This window comes from Pseudolactococcus yaeyamensis (genome assembly GCF_054658615.1).
The window spans coordinates 55,168-81,417 of sequence record NZ_BAAGGP010000002.1 but is presented as its reverse complement, the minus strand read 5'-3'; the positions used below and the strand labels follow the sequence as shown (position 1 = coordinate 81,417).

The window sequence follows — 26,250 nt, the reverse complement described above, 5'->3', positions numbered from 1 at the left end:
GCCCCATTCATATTAAAAATGGCGCTTGTGGCTTCTTGCGATGCAAGCCACAGTGCCACCTGACGTATTATCGTTTTGTGCCAGTGAACCACATTGCGTTTTTAGTTCTGTTAGGAGCAGAAAAATAAAAATCTGGATTTTTGCTTGAGATTTCCTCTTTGATTTGTGATACCATATCTTTTAATATTTTTTGCGCTTGTTGAGTATGGGGCAACTTAATATAGATTACGGCTCTATCAATGCTTATTTCAACAATAGATTTTCTAACCGCAGTGTTAAAATCTGCATATATTGGATTAGATGTTTGAACTTGTGTTGTTTCAATCCCTTTTATACTTCGTTCGTTTTGAACTAAAAATCTTCTTAATTTAAACGTTAACCAGCAAGATTTTACGTAGTTTAAAATTGAATCATTCTTTAATCTAATGATTAGTTCAATGCTTACCGACAGAATAAAAAGTAAGAGTAAGACCATGCCCAAATTACTCATAAATTCTGATGCTCGTTGTAGGAAATCAGAGCAGTTCTTGAACAACTCTATTTTTGAGAGTTCTGAATTATTTTTCAATCCTAAAGCTAGGGGATGTAGCACAAAGTCAATGATGAAGTTAAAGAGTGTGAAAATGGGAAGTTTGATGTTGATGTTGAATGTTCTCATGAAGTATGATTTTGTCATAAAATCCCCTTTGCAGTATAGTAGGTTGGACAGAGGAGGGGTAAGACTTGATAAGGGTGTTCGTTATCAATGATTTGAATCAAGCCCGTTCCTTTTCCAATCGGGATGACAATCCCCTCTGGTTCTAGGTCTGGAAATAAGAATTGTACCGTCTTATTGTTAATATTCCCGATTTGGATATTGACATTGAGTTGTTCCCGAACTGACACAGGAATAGAATTATAATCAAATCTCTGACTAACAAGTAATAAGTGAACTTTTGTTGCTCTACCTAGAAGAGCTATTTGTGAAAGCAAAGAGAAAAACGAATCTTTAATCGCCTTGTTTGGCCCCTCGCTAAGTGCAAGAACTTCATCAATAACAATGGTTAAGTGATCAAATTTGTAATCAGATTTTTCAAATAAAATTCCTTGTCGTTCATAAATCAAGTCAAGTGCCTGACTTAATTTTTCATTGATTTGTGAAACAAAATCGGACTTGGAACGATTCTGTTCAGGATGAATAGCTACAATATTATTTTCTATTGCCCACCTGCTTGGTGTATCAAATTTAGGATCGATAATAATTAGCTCAGAGATAGGTTTAAGTAGGCTCAAGAAATAGGTTAAAGCGTATGACTTCCCACTTCCTGAGTTCCCTGCAATAGCGATAGAAGTTACTTTATTGTAATCAATGGATAGATTTTCCATTATAGGAATAATTGTACCTACTTGAGATGTAGCAAATGTTTCTAAATCTGAAATGACTAGACGCTTGCTTATTCCTTTTTCCCACGGGAAATAGAGAGCTCTTTGCGTGTGAATGTCAGAAGTTTCAAGGGGCACAAAATAAGCAGAGTTTTGCTTGAGAACGGTGTAATTAGGATATAATGCAGCATTGGCAATCAGAAAAATCTTTTGATAGAGCTCATCATCAATAATATAACCTGCTGGAAGGCGTGGGATAAATAGAAATCCATCAGGCATAACTTTAATATCAAAACTGTTGGTGTAGCTTGTCTCCCCTTGCATAAGGGCGCCGAGTCCCATGTTGAGACTCTGAAGTAGATACTGAGTGAGTTCTTTTTCGGTCATTATTTTACCTCCTTGATGTTGCTAGCACGAAAATAGACGTTGTACCCCACTTCGCAGGCTTCTAGGTTGTCAAAATCAACCATCGCCATATAGTCTGGAAGTGCAATCTCAGATTCAAACTTCACCTGAAATGGGGGCAGTCCTTTTTGAGAAAACCATGCTTTTTGAGCAATAATTTCACCTGTTGGCTGACCGTCTTCAAATTTGATTTGCGGTTCAAGTTCAGTACTCAGGCAGTGGATGGGGTGCTTAATATCGATGTATTCATTTGCTGTATTGCTTGAATAGCCACCTTTGCGATTGCGTGTCTTCATAGAGAAGTTACCTTTTATCTTTCGTTTTTTTTGGGGGGGTAGAAAATTTTCTATATGAAAAGTATCTCATATAATTACGTTGTATCAAATTCTGTATACTTTAGGGGTAGAATATCCTAAAAGCATACAATATTGGGTGCTTTTTAATCATAAATATGATATAATAGGTAAAATATTGTATAGGATAATATGTTTTTTTTATAAAAACGATACAACAAGGTAGGGCGATGAATGGATAAAGATATTTTTAGAAACACAGCTGATAGTATTGTAACAAAACTTATCAGTGACATTAAAAGTTACAAAAAAGTAAATAATTTACATCTTTACGAACTTCTTTATTCGAAAGATAATCAACGAATTATTAATGATAGTAATGGGATTGGAGAGCCTTATTACAGTTTTTCGAAAAGAACATCTACTGAAACCATGAGTCGTATTATAAATAGTAAGGGTAAGATTACTGATGAAGTCGCTAAACTTATTGCTGAAAATATGGGTATACCATACTCAACACTAGTATGGGGAGTGCATGAAAAGGGAATGAACCAGCACTATTTTAGATCTCATTATAATTTCTTTTGGGATGATGTGTTTTATGATGCTCTGCTTTCATCGAAATATAAATTTAAAGTAATCGAATTATTTAAAGATTATATTCCGTTTTCAAAATTTATAGTAAAAAATGAAGTTAGGCTTATTGATGATAAATCTGAGTTAGAAAAACTATTTAATACCGATGAATTTCGCCAAATAATTGTAGATGCAACAAGGAGATTTTTGCTTCTAGCTGATGCTTCAATGAGACTTGAAAATATTTCTGTTTGGCAATTATACACGCAGTATTTTATCTCCAGAGATAACACTTTAAAAAATTTGTCAAAGACAATTGATTCTTTTTTCAGTTTTTGCTATGAGGAGTATTTCCAGTTTGTAATTGATGCTCAGGGTAGTAACTACGGTTTAGAAGCATATAACTTACTGGAAGAGTGTGTCGAGATGACTCTAGTTGAATATGAGATGGAAAATCCTAATAATTGGAATGGGGTTAATCTATTAGAAGAAAGGAGTGACGAAATGAAAGAAGAGTGGATTTTAAAGAAAGAATTGGTCATAGATACGTATAATTTTGTCGATAGACTAGCTAACTATCAAAAGAGGATTGAAGAAATCACATTAAAATCAGAGTGGGAATATTAAAGTTGTAAATGTTGATATAAAGGGATTTCTAGGAGGTAGAGAAGCCTGCTTTTATTTTAATCCTGTAAAGGCATTCATGGTATAATAGAGGATGAATTCAAAGACTTGACAAGGAGTTTGTAGATGGTACAATTTACAGCACAGCACAGCACAGCACAGCACAGCACAGCACAGCACAGCACAGCACAGCACAGCACAGCACGGTAGTAACTACCTTTTTTCAGTATGCTCAAAAAACGTCGTCATTTTTGACGGCGTTTTTGCGTGAGAAGGAGTTATGATGGATAATCAAAGACAAAAAATGCTCCTTCAATTACTAGTAAAAGCTCAAGAAAAGGTAGCAAATGGAGAGGAAGTATCAACTGAATTTGCAAGAATTCTTTTTCCGCCTTCTCGTAAAGAGTATGAGCTAACTTATTTCGGTAAAGAAAGTGAACAGGCTATTATTAGTCAAACTTTTGCTGCACCGATTCAACCGGATAGACAATTTGGCGAAGTTGATGAATCTGGGTGGATAAATAAAATTATTTTTGGAGATAATTTGCAAGTACTAAAATCGTTGGTTGAAATGAAGAAACGAGGAGAACTAAAGAATGCTGACGGGACAGATGGAGTGCGATTAGTCTATATTGATCCGCCATTTGCAACTAAACAGGACTTTTTTAATAAAGATATAAAAGCCTATTCTGATAAACTTAAAGGAGCAGAATTTTTAGAATGGCTACGAAAAAGACTTATCTTATTGAGGGAAATTATTTCGGATGATGGTGTAATATGGGTTCACATGGATTATCGGAAAAGTCATTATGTGAAAATTTTGATGGATGAGATATTTGGAGAGGGAAATTTTAGAAATCAAGTATCTTGGAGAAGAGGTGTAGTCAGAGGAAGGAAAGGAGATGCGAAATTTCTTCCCTTTAATACTGATTATTTAACTATATACACAAAATCAGAAAATTTTACATGGAATAAAATTGAAACAACTAAGTACCTATCATTAGAAGAAGCAGATGTAAAATATAAAAAAGATTCAGATGGATATTATAGAACTTCTGATAAAGGCTCTTATTCTGATGAATCAATCATTAAATTTTCTGAACAAAATCGGATATATGTAACAAATGGTGGAAAATTAAAAATTTCAAAAGAGGGAAAAGTTAGTACAGATAAAGGCACTATTTCAATTAAATATTATAGGAAACAAGTTGGCAATCAAGTCGAAGAAATTTATCCTGCTGATAATCTTTGGGATGATATTGCTGGTATGGGTACAGTTTCCAATGAATACATTGGCTATCCTACACAAAAACCAGAAAAGTTGTTGGAACGAATAATAAATTCAACTTCAAATGAGGGGGACCTTGTTTTAGATTGTTTTGGTGGCTCAGGAACTACTGCGGCAGTAGCAGAAAAATTAGATAGACGGTGGATTACAGGGGACATTGGAAAGCTATCAATTTATACAATTCAGAAAAGAATTTTGAATATAGAAAATCATAGAGCGTTCACTGTTTATAATTCCGGGCTTTATGACGAGGAAAAACTGAATTCTTTTGATTCAGAACAATGGAAGCAATTTGCAATGGCACTTTATGATGTTGAACCACACACTCAAATTATTAAAGGCATTACTTTTGATGGCGTTAAAGATGGTTATCCTGTAAAAGTTTATTCTCCAAAAGAACTTGAAATTCTGGATGCCAATATCTCTGAAAGTACACTTGAAGAGATCTATCTAAGACTTGGTTCAAGTGCTGATAGTGAGATGTTTATCATTGCACCACAAGGGAAGTTTTCTTTTGCTGTGGATGAATATAATGGTGAAAACGATGAATGGGGCACGCTTTTCAATATTCTGCGTGTACCATATTCAATGTCTCAGAAATTTACAGATGGCTTTTCGGCAACACTTCAAGCGAATGATAGTGATTCGGTTAATGAAGCGATAGATTCAGTTGGTTTTGATTTTATTCGACCTCCGAAAGTTGACTTTGAACTTGATGGAGAGAATTTGATTATCAAATCATTTGAATCTTATTCACGAATAAAAGGACAAAATCAAGTCAATGATTTTGAATCTTTTGCTATGCTTCTGATAGATGTTAATTACGATGGTAAGGTATTTGATATGGATAAAGTTTATTATCGTGATGATTTTGATAAAGATACTCATTCTATCGAGTTTGATGAAAATCAAGTTGATGGACAAGCTATGTATATTTTTGTTGATAGATTTGGAAATGAGTTCAAGACTACAAAGGGAGGGATTGACTAATGGCTTATAAGGAAAGTGATTTAGTTTTAGAGGTTGGTAAAAGCGTGAATCCACAACTTTGGGATGAAGGTCTTTATCAAAATTTTTTGAGCTTGTTATTTAACAATCGTCCATATCAAAAAGATGCAACTGAAACAGCCCTTAGATTTTTGAATTCTGGTGAATATTCAAACATATCATCACTCGCAAAAGAAAATTTTGATAAAAATATTGTTATTCAAGAACGTTGGAATAATAATTTTAATTCAATGCAGAGTGATTTGGAGTTGGCTGATAAACTTTGTGCGACGCTAGATTTGGCGACAGGGACAGGGAAATCTTATGTAATGTTTGCTATTGCCATGATTATGCTGGCTTCAAAAAAGATCAGCCGTGTTTTGGTGCTTGTTCCGAGTTTAACTATTGAGAGGGAGCTCACGGATAAGTTCAAAGATTTATTAAGTAACGACCAATATAATAGAAGTTTGGGAACTGATTTTATACCACCTCAAATTTTGAATGGTGATAGTACTATTGTAGAAAATTCGATTACGATTGAAAATCGTAATGCGATCTATCAATCACAAGAAAATAGAAATTCGATAGCCGATAGTCTCAAAGGTAACGGCGAAACTACTTTAGTTTTGAACGATGAAGTTCATCATGTTTATTATTCTGAAAAAAATCAATGGAAAGATTTTGTTAGTAATGAACGAGATAATGATATTAATTTAAAATATATAATCGGCGTTACAGGAACTCCTTATAAAGGTAAAACGAGCTCAGGAACTCCTAATGAATATTTTTCAAATGTTATTTATCGTTTGTCATTGCGTGAAGCGATTGAAAATGGATTCGTTAAAGATATTGAATATATTTCAAAGGAAGATATCCCGACGGACAAAAATGAGCGTTGGCAAGTTATCTTAAACTCACATAATGAAATCGCAAAGAAGCTACCACAGGAGCTTGGAATTAAACCCATTACAATTATTGTTACCGATAAGCAAAACACGGCAGATACAAAAGCAAAGCAGTTCAAGGAATTTTTGAAGAAACAACGGAATATTTTAAATGATGAAGTTGATGAAATAGTCCTTTGTGTTCATAGTGGTGCAAAGGCTGCTCCTGATAGACTGAAATTGAAAAATGTGAACCAAAAAGGTAATCCTGTTGAATTTATTTTTAGTGTTTCAATGCTTACAGAGGGGTGGGATGTCAAGCGAGTATTTCAAATAGTTCCTGATGAAGAGCGTGCATTCAATTCTAAATTATTGATTGCTCAAGTTTTAGGGCGTGGTTTACGTATCCCTGATGATTGGCAAATGAGTTGGGGGATTCCAACGGTTAGAGTTTTTAATCATGAAAAGTGGTCAGCAAATGTTAGGGCGTTAGTTGATGAAATTTTACAAATTAGAAAAACTATTACCACAAGAGTGAATTCTGAATCTGATTACAATTTTAGGTTATTGACTGTTGAGTATGAAAGGAAAGAGGATGCAAAAGAATATCTAAAAATGGGCTCATACAATCTTTGGGAGAATGGGGTAAAACTTCCAACAGATAAAGTTTCAGGCAAAAGCACAATGACTTTTGAAAATGTTAGAAATTCGATGACAAGTGAAATTTCAGCAACTTACAATCATCAAGTCTTTACAGTTGAAGAGGTTGCAGACACTTTATATCATAGGTTTGAAGATATTCCTGATAAAACGCTTATTTCAGAGTACCAAGCATTGTGGCCTAAGGAAAAAATTATTCAAATGATTCAAGAATCTTTGGATAAAAGCAGTAATGAAGTTATAACAAAAAGTTTAAGAAATAAATTGTTGAGCTCTATGAGTGTTATTTTTCGTGACGTTTCAAAAGTTGTAACTTATAAAACTTTACCAACAAAGTATTCTGAAGTAGATACAAAAAATTTACCTAAAAATACAAACGATTTAACACGGTTTACGAATAATTGTGTTTTATACTACAGTGTTGATTTTGAGAATAGCTTAATTGATGATGCAAGTAAAGCTAGTTATAAAGAAATTTCGGACTCGTCAAAGGGTTTTAAAAATTTTAAGATTGATAATAAATTCAATTTTAAAACGCCGCAATTTGGAATTGTGACAACGGGTATACCTGAAAAGAAATTCTTAGATGAACTAATTAAGCTAGAAATTGCAAAGTCTATTGACTCTTTTATAAAGTCGGATGACATGAGTTTTTATAAAATAGAATATGTTTGGCAAAAGGGAAGTCATCATCAAAATGGTCAATTTAATCCGGACTGGTTTATAAAGCAAGGCGACCTTTATATTGTAGTAGAGACAAAAGATGATTCACAGCTCAATGATCCAGACATAGAAAACATTGGTAAAAATAAGGCGGCAATAGCCCATTTTAAACAGATAAATGAGCATTTACAAGATCAGAGGAAGAGGACTAGATATAAATTTAATTTCCTAACTCCTAAAGATTATGATACTTTTTTTAGTAACTTAAAATCTAAGAAGGCGGAAAATTATACAAGTAACCTTGATATAAAACTGGATGAATAAAAAATCAGCAAATTCATGCTGATTCAATGTATTCATTTTCTACTATCTTGGTGCAAGTCTGGTGCAAACTCAATCTATAAATATCAATTTTTATCCATATCTATCATTTTTGAAAAATCTTTAATGGCGTAGTTAAGCGGATTGTTAAGGATTAAAATTGATAGGAATGGAAAAAATGTTTTAGTAAACGTTAATATTTTGCTCAAAACGTTAATATTTACAATTTGAACATCTCGCATATCGCGAGGTGTTTTTTTATGTCAAATTTCCGAAAAATTTTGTTACCATAAAAGATAGGACTAAAATATTTTTGAATCATGTGTATAGATTTGGCAAATCCATTCGTTATATTTATGAAACCGATGAAAAACCGCGAAATCGCAGAAAGATTTTGAGCGGACGTCAGTTCGCGAATGACCCTGCTTGGACGAAGCGTTAGTGTAGGTCAAGTTTCAAGATTTTATGAAATGAAATCGTAGAAAGGAGGTAGCACTTGAAATTAGATGGATTTGAGCAGATGTTAGTAGAACTTGCGCGCGAAGTTTCCTACTATCTGCGCAAAAATGGCGCCAGTTATGAAGATGCGGAAGATATTGCGCAAGATGCTCTGGTTAAGATTATCGAAACGAGTCATGTGCTACCACCGGACACGATGAGAGCTTGGCTTTATAAGGTGGCGATTAATCAGTTTCGAGATTTATATCGGCGAAAACAACGCTATGCTGAGATTCTAGAAGTTCAGTTTGCGACCTTTGATGCACATGTTACAGCATTTGAGATGGAGAATCTGGAAGATGTTTACGTGAGTCGATCCTTGCATTTACTCAAACCGAGATATACGGAGCTGTTACTCTTGCGATATGATGAGACATTGAGCCATGAGGAGATTGGTTTCCTCTTGGATATGAAATTAGACACGGTCAATACGACACTATACCGTGCTAGAAAAGCGTTTAAGAAAATCTATTTGGAGGTAAAAGAAAATGACGAAATTTGATGCGGATAAATTTGAAGAAGTGGTGAAAAAAAGTAAGCAGAAAAATCGGAAGAAAAGTATTTTGACGGTGGTGATTTCTGTTGTTTTGTCAATTATCTTTGTTTTGGGGATATTGTTTGGTATTTTTTGGATGAACGATCGTCATGGTTATGAAAATGCTAAATATCTTGAGGTGAAAACACGATTCATGACACCAAATGTGCAGACACGTAACTTGCCTCAATCAGATATTGGTTTATTTAATGGTAAAAATACATCAGTTGTCCAAAAAGATGTTGATGGTTATCCATTAGAGTGGGGGGATATAACAGGGATTTATAATATTTTAAGTAAGTTAGGAAAGGTAGACATCTATAGTATAGGTGGCAAATCCTATCCTGAAGGTCGAAGAATGAACTTTTTCAATCCGAATATCACTTACAAATATATTACGGCTGATATTCAGGATAAAGCCATTAAAGAAAAAAATTATACAAAGAAAAAAGAAAAGAACGGGTCATCATGGACGAGATTTCCAGAAGATTTGTATGAAAAAATCACTTACCCGAATGATTTAGAAAATATTGTCAAAACAGAAAATCGTGTGGTTGAAGTCGGTATCTCTTTTGACAAACCCTATACTTATGAAGAAGTCCAAAAGATGTTACCTGATAATCTGACACAAGCATGGTATTGGGTGAGTGAAGGCGAGCAAGCGAGTAAGAAAACAGAACATATCCATTTGAATGATGCAGATGAGGCTATATTTACCCCGACAGTGACCTTTGGCTACTCAAATAGTAGTGATTTCAAATATGGAGATCTTCAATTAGGCGACTATTGGAAAGGTGATAATGGTCTTAATACAGCTTTTGAAATGCTGAAAACAGATTACTCGCTCAAGATGGAGAAGGATGAACAGAAAATTTTGGACGGCATTTTGAAAAATAACCGTTTAGAAAATAAAAAAGATATGCTGCTCAATGGCATTGTCTTAACAGGCAGAAGTGAAAACTTTAAACAATTAGAAGGTAAATCTTGGATACAAGCAGCATCAGCTGGTGCGAGTGCGGAGATTGTACCTTATATTAAGCCCACCAAATAATAGCAATGGTATTTTAAGATTGATAGGAAATGCCCCACTTTACTAAATGAAACAGGACTTTCCCCTTGACCCTAACGTAAAGTCATAGTTTATAATAGAGCTATAGTCAGGAGGAACATATGAACATCAAAGAAGTCGCTAAACTTGCTGGTTTCTTACACCATTACGATAAGATTGGTCTACTAGTACCGACTCGAAATGCGTGGCATGACTAGCGATTACTCAGACGAAGATTTGGAAAAACTCCAGCAAATTTGTTTTTTCCAAGGCTTGTGGTTTTCTATTAACGGAGATTCAGAGCCTGCTTGACAGCTCAACTTTTGATAGACATCAGGCATTTGAAGTGCAGAAAAGTTTAAGGTTTTTGATTTTACAAAGGCAAATCCCTATGAAAAAGAAGCGATTGAACGCTTTGGAACAGATGCGATAGCGCACACGAAGGAGAAAATTGACAGTCTTTCTGACTCTGGCAAGCAAAAAATGTCTGAAAAAATGAACCAATTATTTCACGACTTGGCAAAGCTTAAGGACGAACAGCCTACCTCCCCCATTGCGCAAGCTGCCATTGACAACATGTACCACGTCTTCAACGACACTTTGGGCTATCACTACACCTTAGAGGTCTTTGCAGGCCTTGGGCAAATGTATCTGCAAGACGAGCGTTTTACAGAAAACTTGAGACAGTATGGTGAGGGATTCCCAGAATTTTTAGCGGCAGCGATGACAGATTACGCCCAAAAGGCTTAAGGCTAGTCTTTGCAAATTCTCCTTAGATAGGCTATACTTTGAGTTAGGAAAGCGTATTCAGATAAAGGGAGAAAGATAAAATGCCAATCAAATTAATCGCTACAGATATGGATGGGACCTTTTTAAATAGCCAAAAAGACTATAATCGCAAGCGTTTTGCTGACTTATATGCTGAGCTGAAAAAACGCGACATTAAATTTGTCGTTGCCAGTGGCAATCAATCTTTTCAACTCAAATCATTTTTTTCAGATATTTCAGATGAACTGACTTTTGCAGCTGAAAATGGGGCACATATCATTAGCAAAGGAAATGATTTATTTGCAGCCGATATGCCATACGATGCCTTTGAGAAAGCCTTGGCGATTTTAGCAGCTGATCATCAAGGAGAAGGCATTATCTGTGGGACGAAATCAGCCTATATTTTGGAGACAGCACCTGAGGCATTTTACAACTATACTCACCAATATTATCATCGGCTGGCAAGAGTGCCAGACTTATCAGCTATGTTTGAAAAAGATACGATTGTCAAAATGACTTTCAACTTTCCAGAACATCTTGTCGATGAAAAATTGGCACAATTAACCAATGCCTTACAAGGCGTGCTGTTTCCAGTCCCTACTGGCGATGGCGATATTGATATTCTAGTGCCAGATATCACCAAAGCGAGTGCACTGGCACAACTTGGCAAATTATGGAACATCAAACCAGAAGAAATGGCAGCCTTCGGTGATGGAGGCAACGACCTTGAAATGCTACAATTTGTCGGTCACGGTTATGCCATGAGCAATGCCATCCCAAGTATCCAAGCCATAGCAGACTATGTCATCAGGAGTAATGATGAAGAGAGTGTCTTAACCCAAATCGAGAAAATCCTTACGGCGAATGACTAGCAAAAAATCTCATCCAGAAATGATGAGATTTTTTATATTTAATCCTCTTGCTGATAAACCTGTTCACAAATCCAAGCGGTGCGCAAGGCAGACTCAATCGTAGACGGACAGCTCCCTTGACCGTTTAACTCATCCACAATCGTCTGAATTAAATTTTGATGGACATGTTCAATCGTGCCCACTGGAATGGCCGTTTCTTGTTCGGCAGTCTTAAGCTGAATGGGGTCGTTGGTAAAGCAGCCAAAGTTAATTTCACCTTTTGACCCCACGATTTGGATATTATCTGCGGTAGTATCAGTCGTAAAGCACCAATTGCCTGTCCCTGTGATGTTATTTTTAAAGGCAAAGGACAAGGCAACATTATCTTCTGGCTCATAATAGCCTGCCTGATTCACGCTAAAGGCTGCAACTTTTTCAATAGCACCAAAGAAAAAGTCCAGAATATCAAGTGTATGCACGGCCATATCCATAAAAATGCCACCACCGGAAATCTCAGGCTGCACATGCCAATGTGTGCCATTGATTTCATCTTTAGCAGCAGGTCGATAATAAGCAACATTAACAAAGCGCACATCACCGATAGCACCTGATGCTAATAGCGATTTGACTTCAGTAAAGCGTGGTAAAGTCCGGCGATAGTAGGCGACGAAGGCTTTGACTTTTGCTTTTGTAAAGGCTTCTGAAATCTCTAAGGCTTCGTTATAGGTCAGTGCAATAGGCTTTTCGATATAGCAGACTTTACCAGCTTCAGCACAACGAATCGCATAGTCTTTGTGTGAGCCAGGAGGTGTCGCGATATAGACCGCATCTACCTTAGGATCGGCAAGCAAGTCATCGACTGAGGCGAAAACCTTCTCGACATGGTGACGTTTGGCATAATCTTCTGCTTTAGCTAACGTTCGATTGGTGACACCATATAAGACAGAATTTTTCGCCTTGTAAAATCCCGGTCCACTTTTCTTTTCTGTGACATCGCCCATGCCAATCATCGCCCAATGAATTGTTTTCATAGTCATTTTCCTTATCTTGTCATTTTTTGTAAGTGTTTTCATTTTCAATTATACCATGACAAAGAAAAAAGAAAGACTCGAAAGTCATTTCTTTTTGAAGGTTTTGTAAGTATCATAGCGTTTTCGCAAACTTTCCAAGGCTTTCTTTTCAGTCTGGTGTTTCGCATTTGGAAAGGCCTTGAGTATCCGCGCCCGTATCCTTTTTTGATGTGCCATGAGGGTCTCAATCTCAGTCGTCAGAGTTTCAGTCAGCTCATCTTTATGGCTATCAAATTTCTCGGATGCGTCCACAGCGAAATTGCCGAGATTCTCGGCCAAGGTGTCGCTGCCACGGCGGATCATGCGTGAGAGTTCATGCACCTGCTGTAAATCGCGGTTGAGGTGAGCGATGGCAACCACTGTGATGATGATATCGGTGAGCAAAATGAGGTAAAAAATGCTGATGATAAGGGTGACCGGCAGGGTCGGCAAGTGTTCCCAAATATTAGCGATAATCGGTTGGATGATTTTAATCAGAAAGACCCCCGCAAGGCCCCACATCAAAGAAAATTTCAGGCAAATAAAGCCACCGATATTAAAAGGTTCTTGGGAATAATCCCACCACCTCATATGGCACAATTTTTCTAAAATATAGCCACCGACTAATTCAAGCAAGCTTGCGATGAGGACGGAAGCCAAGAAAAGGAGGGGGAGATTATCCGCAATCGGGTTTAGAAATAGAATAAAGAGCACCGCACCAAACCCATAGATGGGGCAGACAGCACCGTTTAGAAAGCCACGATTGACAAATTTACCAGTATTGACCGAGGCATAAACGACTTCGAGACACCAGCCAAGAAAGGCATAGGCTGGAAAATAGGTCAGAAAAGTTAGCACGACGTGGTCAGATAGCATGAGCGCCCCCTCTTTTTTGATGAGATTTAGCTGAATCATTAGATATGTTATCTTTATCTTATCATATTGTTTGGAAAATTGTGTGCCAGAAAAGGTTTATGGTAAACTAAGGATAAAATCAAAACGATCTTTAGGATCACCTGAAGGTCAAAGGAAGAAGTGACATACGATGAAAATGAGACATGCCCAATCAGATATTAGGAGTGCGTTGCTTTATCTTATCGAAGATGGAACAGACAAGATTTTAGCGGTCGCATCGGCAGTAGAAGAGGCAGATTTAGATACTTTTGAGTGTTGGAATAAGCAAGTGATTAATTGGTATGATTTATCCAGAGTTGCTGTGTGTCAAGCTGCCCAAGGACGAGGCCTTGCTCAAGAGCTGATTTCAGCTATCATTGATAAATTGAGAGACATAGACAGTGTAGACTTACGTCTATTTGTCTCTCGTGATAACTGGTCTGCTCTAGCTTTATATAAAAATTAGGCTTTAAACAGGTCGGTCAATGCTTTGCCTATGGAGCAGACTGGGATTGTTATGAGCTGATTTTATCGAAATAATTTTAAAAATAATAGGCTAGGAAGAAAATACTCGGTCATCCAAAGACAAAAAATGCTTCCTTTACCAATTTGGTATTGTTTTGGCAAAAGAATACCAATTTCGCACAAAATTAGCTGTTTTTAACCAATTTCGTATTGTTTTGCCAAAACAATACGAATTTCGCATAAGGATTGAAAGGAGTTATAGCTTATTTTTAAAGTTCTTTGTCTTAGTTTCATCTTTCTGAGCATATCGGTGCATCAACTTTGGAATTTCAGTAGAAATCTGTGTTGGTAAAACGACATATTGTTCTCTTGCCAAATCGTCAGCAATCGCTGAATGGGCGTAGACTGCAGCTAAGACTGCTTGTTCAAGCGATGCATGGAATTGCCCAGAAAATCCTGCAATCATCCCAGCGAGCGTGTCGCCCATGCCACCAATTGCCTGATGTGGTCCGCCGATGGTGAGTTGGTATACTTGATGGTCTGTGTAAATTTCTGTTTGATATTTCTTTAAGACAAGAATGGGTCTTGGTTTGAATGTTGTCAATGTAGCTAAGTTTTTAGTCGGTGTTTGTCTTGCAATCTCAATCTGGCTCAAACGCTGCCATTCCATCTGGTGGGGTGTTAAAATAAGACGCGCATTTGGCAAGTCGAGCTGGTGTTCAGCCAGTAAAGTCAGGGCTGAACCATCCAAAATTAAAATCTGTTCAGTTTTGACCTTGCTTAATGTCGCAGTCAAAATCGCCAACTGTTCTCCTAGTCCCGATCCGATGAGGATAACATCAGCTGACGCGATAAAAGGTGTCAAATCTTGTGCATAGTCTGTGACCATTGCCTCGGGTAAGTGGCTGTGAAGGGCTGAAAAATTACTGGGATGGGTCGCAATGGTAACGAGACCCGCACCGCTATGAACTGTTGCGAGGGCGTTCATGATGACGGCGCCGCCGTACTGTTCAGTACCTCCGATAATCAGAATACGGCCATAATCGCCTTTATGCGTGGCGTTAGCGCGCTTGGTAATCGTCTGTCCGAGAATTGCTTGTGTCAGTTTCATTATCATCTTATGACTATATCACTCGCCATTTTCGCGGAACCAAGCCTTATCGCTAGCTTCATTTTCCGTTAAAACCTTGTGCATGGTGCGCTGGGCTTGAGGGACAAACATTTGCGGTTCAGGAGAGATGGGCACCCACTTGACTTCAAGCGTTTCATCGCCATCTGCTTGGACGCACCCACCGACGAGCTGAACCTCAAAGCCAACGGCGATATTTTCCTGCGCATCGCCCCAAGCATTTTTATCGGTAATATGCGTGGAAATCCCTAAAATTCGGACAACTTCAACATCAAGCCCAGTTTCTTCCTTAAATTCACGGACGACCGCCTGCATCGGTGACTCGCCATAATCCAGAAAACCACCCGGGAAGCCCCAGCCGCTATCAGGCGAATCTGCACGCCGTTCCAGCAAAATCTCCGTTCGGTCGGCATTCCACAGCACACCAAAAGCTGTCACGAAAATCATGCCTTGATGCCCGACTAGCGCCCGCATATCTGCAATATAATTTTTCTCCGTCATAAGTCACTTCCTTTGATATTGATAACTAAATCTTATCATAAACTTTTACTATTTTGTTATAATGAAAAGATGAACTCAGAATCTTTACTCAAACCCAAGGAAAGAATCGACCAGCTAGCGACGAATGACGTGAAAATCATCCAGTCACGGGATGTTTTTTCCTATTCAGTCGATGCCGTGCTCCTCAGCCGTTTCCCCAACATCCCCAAGCGGGGACAAATCGTCGATTTATGCGCGGGAAATGGTGCAGTCGGCCTATTTGCAAGCAGCAGTACAAATGCAAGCATCGTTGCAATTGAAATCCAAGAACGCTTGGCAGATATGGCCACGAGAAGTGTGCAGTTGAACGGGCTAGAGCAGCAAGTGCGCGTGATTCAGGATGATTTAGCTAAGACACTAGACCATCTCAAGCCTTCCAGTACAGACTTGATTTTCTGCAATCCACCTTATTTTAAGCTAGATGAACACTCACGAATTAATGAAAGCGAGCATTATCTGTTAGCGCGGCACGAACTCGCAACCAATCTTGATGACATCTGTCGCATCAGTCAACAATTGCTCAAAACTAACGGTCATCTGGCCATGGTCCACCGACCTGACCGATTTTTCGAAATTATTCAAACCATGACACAATACAATCTAGTCCCCAAACGCATCCAGTTTGTCTATCCAAAAGCAGATCGAGATGCTAATATTCTACTGATTGATGCTATTAAAGATGGTAAAGCTGGTGGCGAGAAATTCCTACCACCCTTGATTTTGCACAAACCAGATGGCAGCTATACAGACGAGGTACATCACATCTACTATGGCTAACTACTATTTTTATGTGCTCTTGTGTGCCGACCAGTCGCTCTATGCAGGTTATACTAATGACTTAGAAAAACGAATTAAGACCCACAATGCAGGACAAGGTGCTAAATATACTAAAGCCAGACGACCAGTCAAGTTAATTTATTCTGAAACTTTTCCAGATAAATCACAAGCCTTGAAACGGGAGTACTGGTTCAAAAAAACCTTGAGAACACGTCCAAAAAAAAATGCCTTTCTCCGTGAAAAAGGCATCGTGATAACAGATGGACAGGTGACATCTCTATAAAAAGTTATGATAAAAACCCACCTAAGTCACGGATGATTTAGGGTGGGTTTACACTATTAGTAAATTAAGTCAAAGATTTCCATCGCCACAAGGTCGATGCTATCGAAATCAGAAGTTTCCTTGATTTTAGGATATTTTACGATGAAGACTTGGTTTTCGCCATCAAAGCTGACAGTGATTTGAACTTCTTCGTCTTTTTCAAAGTTAAACGTGTCTTTTGGATCACCTGATGCGACAAGTTTTTCCAATCGGTTGAGAATAGCAGAGAGATGAGATTTCATTTTATACAGATTCCTTTATGATGTAAGATATTAAAACGATTCAATGAATCGTTTTAACGTTTATTATTTTAACTTTATTTTACCATATTTATTGAGAATTTTGGCGTGTTTGATTGCTTTTTTCGCAAAATAGGCAACTTTTTTTGGCGTTCTGGCAACGGTTTTAACCGTTTTTGCGGGTGCTTGGCGAACCATTCGCGCCGTCCGTCTTGGGATAGTCTCCCCTTTTTGCGCCAGATATTGATCATTTGAGATGATTTTATCCAGATAGAATTCGTAGACACGCAAGGCAAAGTTTTCTGCCGAAATGTCGTAGAGTTTTTGATCATAGCGGGCTTGATCAAAGTCAGGTGTTTCTGTAATCGCGGCTAAAATAGTCGCTGCAATATCATCATCGCTAGAAAAAAGACGACCAAAGACAGGTTCGGTGATCAGACTTTTGAGATAGGCATTATCTGTCGCTAAGACTGGCGTGCTAGATGCCAGTGACTCAATATAGGTCAAGCCTTGTGTCTCACTAGTTGAGGCTGAGATGAAGAAGTCCGCTGCTTTATAGTAATAAGCTGTTTGATTATTGTCAACAAGACCAGTGAAAATGACGATGTCATCAAGTGCTAAGTCCTTGACCAGCTTTTTGAGTTTATCTTCATAAGGACCACTCCCGACAATCACAAGTTTGACCTTGATTTGCTCTCGTACCGTTACTAAGCTCTTGATAATTGACTGGATGTTTTTTTCTTCGGCAATGCGGGATAATGACAGTAACATCGTTTCATCAGGTAGAATACCAAGGCTTGTCCGCAATTTCTCGCAATCCGCTACTGAAATTTCAGGTCGGACAAATTTACTCAACTCAATCCCAGTTGGAATCACACGTTTTTCAAGGCTGACACCATAACCATTGACAATGTCTAGGACGATTGCGCTAGGCACAATAATGCCATCCACGCCAAATAAATAACTCTTGATGACATATTTGACCATACCCGGTCGAAGAATTTTTCCCTTGGCAATATAATGGACATAATCTTCATACTTGGTATGCAAGGTATGGATGACAGGAATCTTAAGCTGTCTCGCCACAAGTTTCCCAAGAATGCCGACCCCAAACTCAGTTTGGGTATGAATAATATCGAGATGATAGGTTTGGGCAACCTGATAAGCAGCGACTACGCCTTTGAGCACAATCCGACGTTCTGCCAGTGAAATCAAAGGAATACTGCTCAAACGAATAACGTTGTCTAGGTCATCAGTCGGATCAGCATGGGGGTCTGTTGTCGTAAAAATAAAAACCTGATGTCCCATCTGGGTAAGTTGATTGGCTAAGGTTTCGATTGATGTGGCAACGCCCGAAACCTGTGGTAAATAAGAGTCAGTAAAAAGACCAATTCTCATAAAAACTCCTTTAGAGATTGAAAACGACGCATACTTGAGGCAGTCAAGATAATCAAGACTGAGCAAGTAGTAGCTGTCGTTAGTAGCTGCCTCAAAGGCATATTAGTTGTCTAAAACTTGTTGATAAGCTGCGACGAGTTGACTTGAGATACTCTCAATCGATCGACTTTCAGCGACACGATGACCGATTTTGCGTTTGTCTATCTTGCCGTCTAGCACCTCTCTTAAGGCAGAGACAAAGTTCGCATTCGTTGAGACAAGAGTGGCTGCAGTATCATCCAGCCAGCCACCATAGACAGGAATATCGCGTGCGACAACATTTTGATCGGATGCGAGAGCCTCTAGGACGACAATCCCTTCAGTTTCCTCATGCGACGGGAAAAAGAAGACATCACTTGCGGTCATCGCGCCTTCATAAATATCGCCCTTGATATAACCCGGAAACTCGACATTGGCAGGGTGATTTTTCTTGACCAAGCGCCGTACCCAACCGGGAACAGTCCAAAGATTGGTCTCGCCAAACCAGATAAAGCGCACATCTGGCATCATTTCAGCGACTTTAACGAAATCATCGATACCCTTGCGCTTGAAATAAAGCGCCGCACACATGACGATTTTTTGGTCAGGTAATACGTGGAAGTGAGTTTTAAAAGCCTGCTCTTTTTTGGGAGACTGGCGATACTTACTCAGGTCAATACCGTTTGAAATGGCGACAACAGGAGCGTCGACACCGTAGGAGGTGATGAGTTGCTTAGAATACTCGGTTGGTGTAATCACCAAATCCGCATGCCGGTATAAAAAAGTCAAGTATTTTTTGACGAATGGCGCTAATAAATTGGAGCCGATAAAAGAATTTCTAAAATCTTCCATTGTAGAATGACCGTGGTAGATGACTTTTTTTCCCATTCGCTTGGCACGAAAAAGCAGCATGACGCTTTTAATGCCGTAAGTGTTGATATGTGCGATGTCAAAATCCTCGTGGGGATTTGTTGTATAGTCAATGCCAGCAATATCTAATGCTCGCTTTTGATGGTGGATGGCGCGGCCAATGCCAGATTTACGTAGGAACTTTTCGGCCTCTAAATAGAGTAAAATTTTCATAACTTATGTCCATTATATCAGAAAATGACTAGGAAACATCAGACTTACGGTGTAAATTCCAGAAAAAGCAACTATTGATGAAAAAAATGATATTTTTTTCAAAAAAGGCTTGACCCATTTTCAGTTTTACGATATAATGATTTATGTTGCTGAAGAAATCAGTAACATATGATTACCTCGGTCCGTTGGTCAAGGGGTTAAGACACCGCCTTTTCACGGCGGTATCACGGGTTCGAATCCCGTACGGACTATCTCAAACTTTCGTCAGATTAGACGGAAGTTTTTTGTATGTTTTTTTGATAGAGCCCTAGCATGAACATTGTGCTAATTACGTTAATCGTTGAGTTGCTAAAAAATAAAGGTTGGGACAAAAGTCAGAAATTGCTTATTTTTGACAAATTTTGAAACTGAAAAACCGCATGAAATCAACGTTTCTAGAAACGAATTTCATGCGGTTTTCGTATTTCTGAGACTTTTGCCCCAGCCTCTATTTTTGTATGGCTTATTTATCTTGTTCAGACTTGGCAGATTCAGCATCTTTAAAGTCTAACTTATCAGAAGATGTTGCGAGTTTAACAGTCGCTGTTTTTTCTTTACCGTCGCGATAGTAAGTGACTTTCATGTCGTCGCCAATACTATATTTGTAAAGGGCGCTTTGAAGTTCAGTACTTGTCGTCACTTTAGTATCACCGATTTTTGTGATCACATCATATTTTTTAAGACCAGCAGTATCGGCTGGCAGGCCTTTTTGGATATTGATGATGACGATGGCTGCTGTAACGCTCTTAGGAAGTTTAAGTTCTTCGATAGCGCGCGAGTTGATGCTCGTGAGATCCTTCATTTGCACGCCAAGGGCTGGGCGTTTGATTTCGCCATCTTTTTCGAGTTTGTTGATGATTTCTACAACATCATTAGATGGAATGGCAAAGCCCATGCCTTCAACAGAAATATCTTGTGATGATGAGCCTGTCGCAGAGATTTTACTTGAGTTGATGCCGATAACTTGACCTTCGACATTGAGCAAAGCACCGCCTGAGTTACCGGGGTTAATCGCGGCATCTGTTTGGATGGCGTTGACATTGACGGATTGGTTGCTTTCGTTTTGCATAACGACCTTGCGTGATAGGCTAGAGATGATGCCTTCAGTGGCAGAGTTAGCGTATTCACTGCCGAGCGGAGATCCGATAGCAATCGCAGGCTCTCCAACGGTGAGTTTAGAAGAATCACCAAATTCAGCGACTTTTGTGACTTCTTTTGATGGAATTTTGATGACCGCTAAATCGCTATAAGCATCTTTCCCGACTAAGGTACCTTTGATCTTACTGCCATTTGAGAGCATGATTTCGAGAGAGCTTGCGCCATCAACGACATGGTTGTTGGTAACGACATAGGCATAATCACCGTCTTTTTTGTAAATGACACCAGAACCTTCACCTGCAGCTTGTTCCTTGCCATCACTTTTATCATTAGATGAGCTATCTCCAAATAAATCATCTAATGAATTGCTTGAAGGCGCTTTTTGATAGTTAATCACAGAGACCACGGCATCTGAGACTTTAGCAATCGCTTTAGTCGTGTTACTCGATACTTTATAGGAAACATTAGATACTTTACTTGTACTTGCTTGATTAGTTGTGGTCGGTGCAACACTAGTAAAATGGTCATAGGCGATATTACCGCCCAATGAAACAGCACCACCGATAACACCGGCAGCTACTAATTTTGCAATCGTTTTTTTACTATTTTTCATATGTTATGTCCTCTATATTTTATTGTTGATAGCTTAAGTTTAACGCCTACTACTTAATCATACCTTAAATCTAAGTATTTGTTAAATATTTAGTAGTTGATTATGAAGTGTGTTAGAAAGTTATACACATTTTTGTGGATAAATCAGGTGGTTTGTGAAGAAGTGTGTAAAAAACCATGAGTTTTCCACAAAAATGTGGAAACTTTTGTGAAAATGTGGATAAATCAAGTTTTCACAGCTTTACATTTCTTTTCTGTTGTGGAGAAAAACAAGGCTTATCAGTTACAAATGCCAAGGATTAATAAAGAGCTTTAACAAGAACAGATAAACAGTAAATTGTAAAAAGTAGAGCGAATCATAGCCCTACTTTTTTGTTTTTATTAGCAACTCATTTAAGTAGAAACCTTCGTTTATTTCTAAATTTCCAGATAAAGCATATACGGTTAATATATAATTATGGTCTTTATCTGGCGGTGTCGGTCCAACAAATAAGTTCTCAATTTCAGAAAAATCGTCTTGTAAAAGTCCACTAGCAAAACTATTTTTTCCTCGAAGTTGTTCAGCATTTTTTAGACGACTGAAATTTTCAATGATTTCTACTATTGTATTTGTAACAGGAATATCAGTCACTACCCAATGAATCCACGGAAAACCGCATACGGCTACTGCATCGAAATCAATCATTGTAATCGCTAGTGATTTTGTCCCTTTTGGTAAATCCGTTACAGAAAAGGGAAAAGAACGAATAGGATTACCAGAAATCATATCATTTGGTTCTGCTCCTTTTCCAAATTTAGTCGGTATAATATTATTTGTAAAATCAATTTCAATTTTCATTTGTATTCTCCTCGAATTTTCTGTGGGCTAGCGATAATTGTACACAAGCATAAATATTTCCGCACTATTCAAAGTAACTGAAATATTATCGTGAAGTTTCAGAGTTAATATCGTCTGAGGATGTGTTGACCCCGATGATAAGTCTAAAAAAGCATTCCTGTAATAGTTAAATAAACCTGTTGATTCAGTAGTAAGATTAAAGCTATCAATAAAGAAATTTCTGAAAACTATGGTAATTGATTTTTCAGAAAAAAGTAAGTTTAAAAACATACAACTATTTGTTTTCCTCTGAAATTCTTCAGTGTTCTCAATATCCAATGTTTGAATTAAAGCAGAATCTTCACCAGCTTTTAGAGAGTGCTAATTTCCAATAAAAGTTGAGTGATTATTGCACCGATTAAATTCGATACGATTAATAATATCACTCAATCTATAGTTTTGGATAATTCACTAAAAATTGACTATTTTCTTTATTCCTCTTTGTTGCATACCATCACAATTGTATTGTCCTGAATAAATATCAGTTGCCACCTCCATATAGTAAGGATACCTGAAAAATGACAAGAATTGAATTCGGAAAAGCTTGCTATTCTATTAGGGAAAAGTTTAGTGACTGTCTTTGAGAATAGTGCTATAATTATGGGGATTTCACTTCACAATATAAAAATAAACAAAGGGGATGTAGCTTATGAATTTGGATTGGTACTATACGTTTTTAGTTTTAGCAGAACAATTAAATTATAGAAAAGCTAGTGAGAAACTATTTCTAACTGAACCTACCTTACATCAACAAATCAAAAAATTAGAAAATCATCTTCAAGTTGAACTATTTGAATCAATCGGACATACTTTATATTTAACTAGCCTAGGAAAAGATTTTATACCTCTAGCAAAAGAAATAATTGAAACCTATGAAACTAATACTGATAAGATAAAACTAATCAGTAAAAAAATCACGAAACATCTTGATATTGCTGTGTCACCTTATATTGCAAACTATTTGATGCCTAAATTTCTTCCCTTATTCTTTCAAGAAGAACCTCAAATTGAGATTTCAATCACAGTTCTCGAAAAAATTTCAACTGAAATTGCAAATAATACGTTTGATATTGGGATTGACCGAGAAGAACCATATCATAAGAAATTGCATATTGAACAAATTTGTGAGGGAAAAATTCAATTATTTGTACCAAAATTAGAAGAAAATCTCAAAATAACTTCTGAATATGAGTTTTTCAAAAAATATCGTATTCTAACAGATAATCATCCTAATTATTGGGATGATTTAAAACAGAAAATTCGCCATTTAATGCCTAACGCTGACTTTATTTCGATAAAAGATATTGCTGTATCTGAAAAGTTAATTGAAAATAATGAGGGAATATCTTATCTTCCTTCATATTTATTGGTCCATGCAAATGATAAAATAATTGCTATTCCCCCTAATGAAATACCTTCGCCTATATCCTATACTTTTATTATCAACCTGAAAGAAAACGATGAAATTACAAGATTCAAAAATTCATTTAGAAAATTCATAGAAAATGAACAATCTAAAGTAAAATTACATAGTAAACAAAACTCTTGATTATTGCCGTGCTCAAAATAGAAAACAAGTATGACAAAACATGATAGTTAAATAAATATCTATAAAAAAGAAAGCTGATTATTATGATAAATTTTGAACAACAGATAACCCCTTTAATAGTTATTTGTTTTAGTGAACTCAGGAAAAACAAAAGATAGAAAAATTTCGTCCGATTTGATCGCTTATGAGCGAAGTCCTAAAAGCGGAAATTTTGTATCTGATACTTTATTAGCGTGTTATGTTGACTACTTTTCTCTATCAAAGAAAGTAGGAAAAAAACACTAAGCCACTTTGTTGGACTTTCTAGATATGCCATTAGCATCTAATTAAAGCGAATTATCGTCGCTTTATCAAATATGTTATAATAAAACCATGAAAATAAAGATTGTTAGTGTTGGAAAAATAAAAGAAAACTACCTCACAGCTGGGATTGCAGAGTATGTCAAGCGCCTATCGCGTTTTGGTCAGGTGGCAATCATTGAGCTGCCAGATGAAAAGACGCCCGATAAGGCTTCGGCTAAAGAAAATGCTCAGATTTTGGCCAAAGAGGGCGACCGAATCTTAGCGAAACTGACTGATCGTGATTTTGTTTTTTCAATGGCGATTGAGGGCAAACTCATCTCATCAGAAGACTTATCCATCAGTCTTGAACAGTCCATGCAACAGGCGTCAACACTGGTCTTTATTATCGGTGGCAGTCTTGGCTTAGACCCTCGTGTTAAAAAACGAGCCAATGCTCTGATTAGCTTTGGGCGCATCACCTTACCACACCAACTGATGAGACTCGTATTGGTCGAACAAATCTATCGCGCTTTCATGATCCGCGAAGGGAGTCCCTACCACAAATGACAGTCCTTGAAACTTTTTTAGCCCACGAAAATCCTGACAATGCATCAGGCATGAAGCGATACATGAAAAATCACTTTGAATTTCTGGGGATTAAAACACCCGAACGCAGAGTATTGTCTAAGGATTTTTTGCGAGAAAAAGCCAAGGAAGGGTGTGTTGACTGGTCTCTTGTGGATAAGTTGTGGGCCCAAGACTATCGCGAATTTCAATACCTAGCTGGAGACTATCTAAAAAAAGTTCAAAAGTGGCTAACTTTAGCCGATTTGGATAAGCTTTATGCCTTGGCTATTCAAAAATCTTGGTGGGATTCGATTGATTTTCTGGATGAACACGTGGGCAGTATTGTGAGACGTTTTCCACAGGCCAAGGCGACCATGCTAGTCTGGTCACAAGATGATAACTTTTGGATTCGTAGACTTGCGATTGATCATCAACTAGGCTTTAAACTTGAAACGGATGCTGACTTATTAGCGACAATCATCAAAAATAACTTAGGCTCAGATGAATTCTTCATTAATAAAGCGATTGGTTGGAGTTTGCGTGAGTATTCTAAAGTTGCACCAGACTGGGTGCGTGAGTTTATTGCCGAACATGATGCTGACCTTAGCAATTTATCGATTAGAGAAGGCTTGAAAGTTTTAAACCGTAGCCACTCCTAACCAGAGTCGAGGTGCGTTATCGGTTAAATAAGTGTAAAGTTTGATAGGATAAACTAGATTGGAGTGACGATTTTTGAAAAAGAAAGATTATCGAATTTTTGAGCGCGTCCGTGTAGCAGTGCTAATTACATTTATTAGTGGTTTTTTGGATGCTTATACTTTTGTAACACAGGGAAAACGGTTTGCAGGGTTGCAAACAGGAAATTTCATCTATCTAATGAAGAATTTGGCTGAAGGCAATCTTGCAGAGGTGGCTAATTACCTACTCCCAATTTTTGCTTTTATGTTAGGTGCTATATTTACATATTTTGCGCGGAAATTTGCTGTATCGCATCAGCATTTGCGCTGGCATGCTTTGGCTGCCTTGATTATTTTTATAGGGGTCTTAATCACGGCAGTTATGGCGCAGTTTGTTGCCTCAAAATGGACGGTGCTGTCGCTTTCTTTTATTGTTGCGGTTCAGTTGGAGTCTTTCAAACGAATGCGTGGGGTGCCTTATACCAATACCATGATGACCGGTAATCTGAAAAACATGTCTGTTTTCATCGTGCAGGGGTTGGTTGAGCGAAAACCAGAGATTTTGAAACGTGGCGGTTATACTTTTTTAATCATCACAGGTTTCTGTCTTGGTGTTTTTATCTCAACTGTTTTAGCACATCAATTTGATGAAAGTGCCCTCTATGCGCTCCTACCTATTATCTTTGGTTTTAATCTGGTGTTGTATTTTGAGAAAGTCAATGGTTTTGATTAAGAAAAAATAAGACGATGCAATATAATGAAGTAACAACAACTGAAAAAACGATGCATGACTTATCGAGTTGTGCCTCATTTTTGAACGTTCAATCATGTTTCAAACATCAGTTAATGCAAATGTATTGACAAAGTCAGAT

At 37.6% G+C, this 26,250-nt stretch carries 25 protein-coding genes, 1 tRNA gene and 1 pseudogene; 15 read left to right on the top strand and 12 right to left on the bottom strand.

Annotated elements, in window-relative coordinates; genetic code table 11:
* Nucleotides 1–67: 67 nt before the first annotated feature.
* Genes ACYQ21_RS00920 through ACYQ21_RS00910 form a run of 3 tightly spaced genes read right to left on the bottom strand, consistent with a single transcriptional unit; the run spans nucleotide 68 to nucleotide 2,063 of the window.
* Complete coding sequence (locus ACYQ21_RS00920) at nucleotides 68–676, bottom strand: hypothetical protein (protein WP_460054203.1); 609 nt, start codon at nucleotides 674–676, stop codon at nucleotides 68–70.
* Nucleotides 673–1,749, bottom strand: a complete 1,077-nt coding sequence (locus tag ACYQ21_RS00915; protein WP_460054202.1) for an ATP-binding protein — start codon at nucleotides 1,747–1,749, stop codon at nucleotides 673–675. The genes ACYQ21_RS00920 and ACYQ21_RS00915 overlap by 4 nt, the downstream gene beginning before the upstream one ends.
* Nucleotides 1,749–2,063 carry a hypothetical protein gene (locus tag ACYQ21_RS00910; RefSeq protein WP_460054201.1) on the bottom strand — a complete coding sequence of 105 codons (315 nt, stop codon included), beginning with the start codon at nucleotides 2,061–2,063 and terminating at the stop codon, nucleotides 1,749–1,751. The genes ACYQ21_RS00915 and ACYQ21_RS00910 overlap by 1 nt, the downstream gene beginning before the upstream one ends.
* A 231-nt stretch (nucleotides 2,064–2,294) precedes the next feature.
* Between ACYQ21_RS00910 and ACYQ21_RS00905 the strand changes: the two genes are divergently transcribed.
* The 7 genes and pseudogenes from ACYQ21_RS00905 (at nucleotide 2,295) to ACYQ21_RS00875 (ending at nucleotide 11,784) form a co-directional block, all read left to right on the top strand.
* Nucleotides 2,295–3,263, top strand: coding sequence for a hypothetical protein (locus tag ACYQ21_RS00905; protein ID WP_460054200.1), 969 nt, complete (start codon nucleotides 2,295–2,297; stop codon nucleotides 3,261–3,263).
* A 280-nt stretch (nucleotides 3,264–3,543) separates the two neighbouring features.
* A complete protein-coding gene (locus tag ACYQ21_RS00900; protein ID WP_460054198.1) occupies nucleotides 3,544–5,538 on the top strand; it encodes a site-specific DNA-methyltransferase in 1,995 nt (664 codons plus the stop codon).
* Entirely contained in the window at nucleotides 5,538–8,066 is a 2,529-nt protein-coding gene (locus tag ACYQ21_RS00895) for a DEAD/DEAH box helicase family protein (RefSeq protein ID WP_460054197.1), read from the top strand. Before ACYQ21_RS00900 ends, ACYQ21_RS00895 begins: the two co-directional genes overlap by 1 nt.
* 493 nt (nucleotides 8,067–8,559) lie before the next feature.
* Entirely contained in the window at nucleotides 8,560–9,063 is a 504-nt protein-coding gene (locus tag ACYQ21_RS00890; protein ID WP_460054196.1) for an RNA polymerase sigma factor, read from the top strand.
* Nucleotides 9,050–10,147, top strand: a complete 1,098-nt coding sequence (locus ACYQ21_RS00885; RefSeq protein ID WP_460054193.1) for an anti sigma factor C-terminal domain-containing protein — start codon at nucleotides 9,050–9,052, stop codon at nucleotides 10,145–10,147. Before ACYQ21_RS00890 ends, ACYQ21_RS00885 begins: the two co-directional genes overlap by 14 nt.
* A 399-nt stretch (nucleotides 10,148–10,546) precedes the next feature.
* Nucleotides 10,547–10,894, top strand: a pseudogene (locus ACYQ21_RS00880) (TipAS antibiotic-recognition domain-containing protein); the annotation flags it as partial.
* 80 nt (nucleotides 10,895–10,974) lie between these two features.
* Entirely contained in the window at nucleotides 10,975–11,784 is an 810-nt protein-coding gene (locus ACYQ21_RS00875) for a Cof-type HAD-IIB family hydrolase (protein ID WP_460054192.1), read from the top strand.
* Between the two features lie 38 nt (nucleotides 11,785–11,822).
* On the opposite strand, the gene ACYQ21_RS00870 is transcribed toward ACYQ21_RS00875, so the two are convergent.
* Both ACYQ21_RS00870 and ACYQ21_RS00865 read right to left on the bottom strand, forming a co-directional pair.
* A complete protein-coding gene (locus tag ACYQ21_RS00870; RefSeq protein WP_460054191.1) occupies nucleotides 11,823–12,794 on the bottom strand; it encodes a Gfo/Idh/MocA family protein in 972 nt (323 codons plus the stop codon).
* 84 nt (nucleotides 12,795–12,878) lie between these two features.
* Nucleotides 12,879–13,727, bottom strand: coding sequence for a putative ABC transporter permease (locus ACYQ21_RS00865; RefSeq protein ID WP_460054188.1), 849 nt, complete (start codon nucleotides 13,725–13,727; stop codon nucleotides 12,879–12,881).
* 130 nt (nucleotides 13,728–13,857) lie between these two features.
* Between ACYQ21_RS00865 and ACYQ21_RS00860 the strand changes: the two genes are divergently transcribed.
* Nucleotides 13,858–14,172, top strand: a complete 315-nt coding sequence (locus tag ACYQ21_RS00860; protein ID WP_460054186.1) for a GNAT family N-acetyltransferase — start codon at nucleotides 13,858–13,860, stop codon at nucleotides 14,170–14,172.
* A gap of 255 nt (nucleotides 14,173–14,427) precedes the next feature.
* Here the strand turns inward: ACYQ21_RS00860 and ACYQ21_RS00855 are convergent, their stop codons facing one another.
* A complete protein-coding gene (locus tag ACYQ21_RS00855; RefSeq protein ID WP_460054230.1) occupies nucleotides 14,428–15,285 on the bottom strand; it encodes an NAD(P)H-hydrate dehydratase in 858 nt (285 codons plus the stop codon).
* A 15-nt stretch (nucleotides 15,286–15,300) separates the two neighbouring features.
* Nucleotides 15,301–15,801, bottom strand: coding sequence for an NUDIX domain-containing protein (locus ACYQ21_RS00850; protein ID WP_460054184.1), 501 nt, complete (start codon nucleotides 15,799–15,801; stop codon nucleotides 15,301–15,303).
* A 69-nt stretch (nucleotides 15,802–15,870) separates the two neighbouring features.
* On the opposite strand from ACYQ21_RS00850, the gene ACYQ21_RS00845 reads away from it, so the two are divergent.
* Together ACYQ21_RS00845 and ACYQ21_RS00840 are read left to right on the top strand one after the other, a co-directional pair.
* Complete coding sequence (locus ACYQ21_RS00845; protein ID WP_460054182.1) at nucleotides 15,871–16,617, top strand: tRNA1(Val) (adenine(37)-N6)-methyltransferase; 747 nt, start codon at nucleotides 15,871–15,873, stop codon at nucleotides 16,615–16,617.
* Complete coding sequence (locus tag ACYQ21_RS00840) at nucleotides 16,610–16,900, top strand: GIY-YIG nuclease family protein (protein WP_460054181.1); 291 nt, start codon at nucleotides 16,610–16,612, stop codon at nucleotides 16,898–16,900. The genes ACYQ21_RS00845 and ACYQ21_RS00840 overlap by 8 nt, the downstream gene beginning before the upstream one ends.
* A 56-nt stretch (nucleotides 16,901–16,956) precedes the next feature.
* Here the strand turns inward: ACYQ21_RS00840 and ACYQ21_RS00835 are convergent, their stop codons facing one another.
* From ACYQ21_RS00835 to ACYQ21_RS00825, 3 genes are all read right to left on the bottom strand, one after another.
* A complete protein-coding gene (locus ACYQ21_RS00835) occupies nucleotides 16,957–17,181 on the bottom strand; it encodes a DUF1797 family protein (protein WP_003140041.1) in 225 nt (74 codons plus the stop codon).
* Between the two features lie 63 nt (nucleotides 17,182–17,244).
* Complete coding sequence (locus ACYQ21_RS00830) at nucleotides 17,245–18,576, bottom strand: glycosyltransferase family 4 protein (protein WP_460054179.1); 1,332 nt, start codon at nucleotides 18,574–18,576, stop codon at nucleotides 17,245–17,247.
* Nucleotides 18,577–18,678: 102 nt separating this feature from the next.
* Nucleotides 18,679–19,677: a glycosyltransferase gene (locus tag ACYQ21_RS00825; RefSeq protein ID WP_460054176.1), complete on the bottom strand. Its 999-nt coding sequence runs from the start codon at nucleotides 19,675–19,677 to the stop codon at nucleotides 18,679–18,681.
* 179 nt (nucleotides 19,678–19,856) lie between these two features.
* On the opposite strand from ACYQ21_RS00825, the gene ACYQ21_RS00820 reads away from it, so the two are divergent.
* Nucleotides 19,857–19,928: transfer RNA gene (locus ACYQ21_RS00820), tRNA-Glu, on the top strand.
* A 251-nt stretch (nucleotides 19,929–20,179) separates the two neighbouring features.
* Here ACYQ21_RS00820 and ACYQ21_RS00815 read toward each other — a convergent pair.
* Both ACYQ21_RS00815 and ACYQ21_RS00810 read right to left on the bottom strand, forming a co-directional pair.
* A complete protein-coding gene (locus ACYQ21_RS00815) occupies nucleotides 20,180–21,427 on the bottom strand; it encodes a S1C family serine protease (RefSeq protein ID WP_460054174.1) in 1,248 nt (415 codons plus the stop codon).
* 363 nt (nucleotides 21,428–21,790) lie between these two features.
* Nucleotides 21,791–22,264, bottom strand: a complete 474-nt coding sequence (locus ACYQ21_RS00810; protein WP_460054173.1) for a YbhB/YbcL family Raf kinase inhibitor-like protein — start codon at nucleotides 22,262–22,264, stop codon at nucleotides 21,791–21,793.
* A gap of 688 nt (nucleotides 22,265–22,952) precedes the next feature.
* Here ACYQ21_RS00810 and ACYQ21_RS00805 point away from each other — a divergent pair.
* The 4 genes from ACYQ21_RS00805 to ACYQ21_RS00790 all read left to right on the top strand — a co-directional run bounded on the left by ACYQ21_RS00805 (nucleotide 22,953) and on the right by ACYQ21_RS00790 (nucleotide 26,111).
* Entirely contained in the window at nucleotides 22,953–23,852 is a 900-nt protein-coding gene (locus ACYQ21_RS00805; RefSeq protein ID WP_460054172.1) for a LysR family transcriptional regulator, read from the top strand.
* Between the two features lie 372 nt (nucleotides 23,853–24,224).
* Nucleotides 24,225–24,701 carry a 23S rRNA (pseudouridine(1915)-N(3))-methyltransferase RlmH gene (gene rlmH / locus ACYQ21_RS00800; protein ID WP_460054169.1) on the top strand — a complete coding sequence of 159 codons (477 nt, stop codon included), beginning with the start codon at nucleotides 24,225–24,227 and terminating at the stop codon, nucleotides 24,699–24,701.
* Nucleotides 24,698–25,360 (top strand): DNA alkylation repair protein, encoded by a 663-nt coding sequence (locus tag ACYQ21_RS00795; protein WP_460054167.1) that lies wholly within the window; start codon nucleotides 24,698–24,700, stop codon nucleotides 25,358–25,360. The genes rlmH and ACYQ21_RS00795 overlap by 4 nt, the downstream gene beginning before the upstream one ends.
* A 73-nt stretch (nucleotides 25,361–25,433) precedes the next feature.
* Nucleotides 25,434–26,111 carry a YoaK family protein gene (locus tag ACYQ21_RS00790; RefSeq protein WP_460054165.1) on the top strand — a complete coding sequence of 226 codons (678 nt, stop codon included), beginning with the start codon at nucleotides 25,434–25,436 and terminating at the stop codon, nucleotides 26,109–26,111.
* The last annotated feature ends 139 nt before the right edge of the window (nucleotides 26,112–26,250 follow it).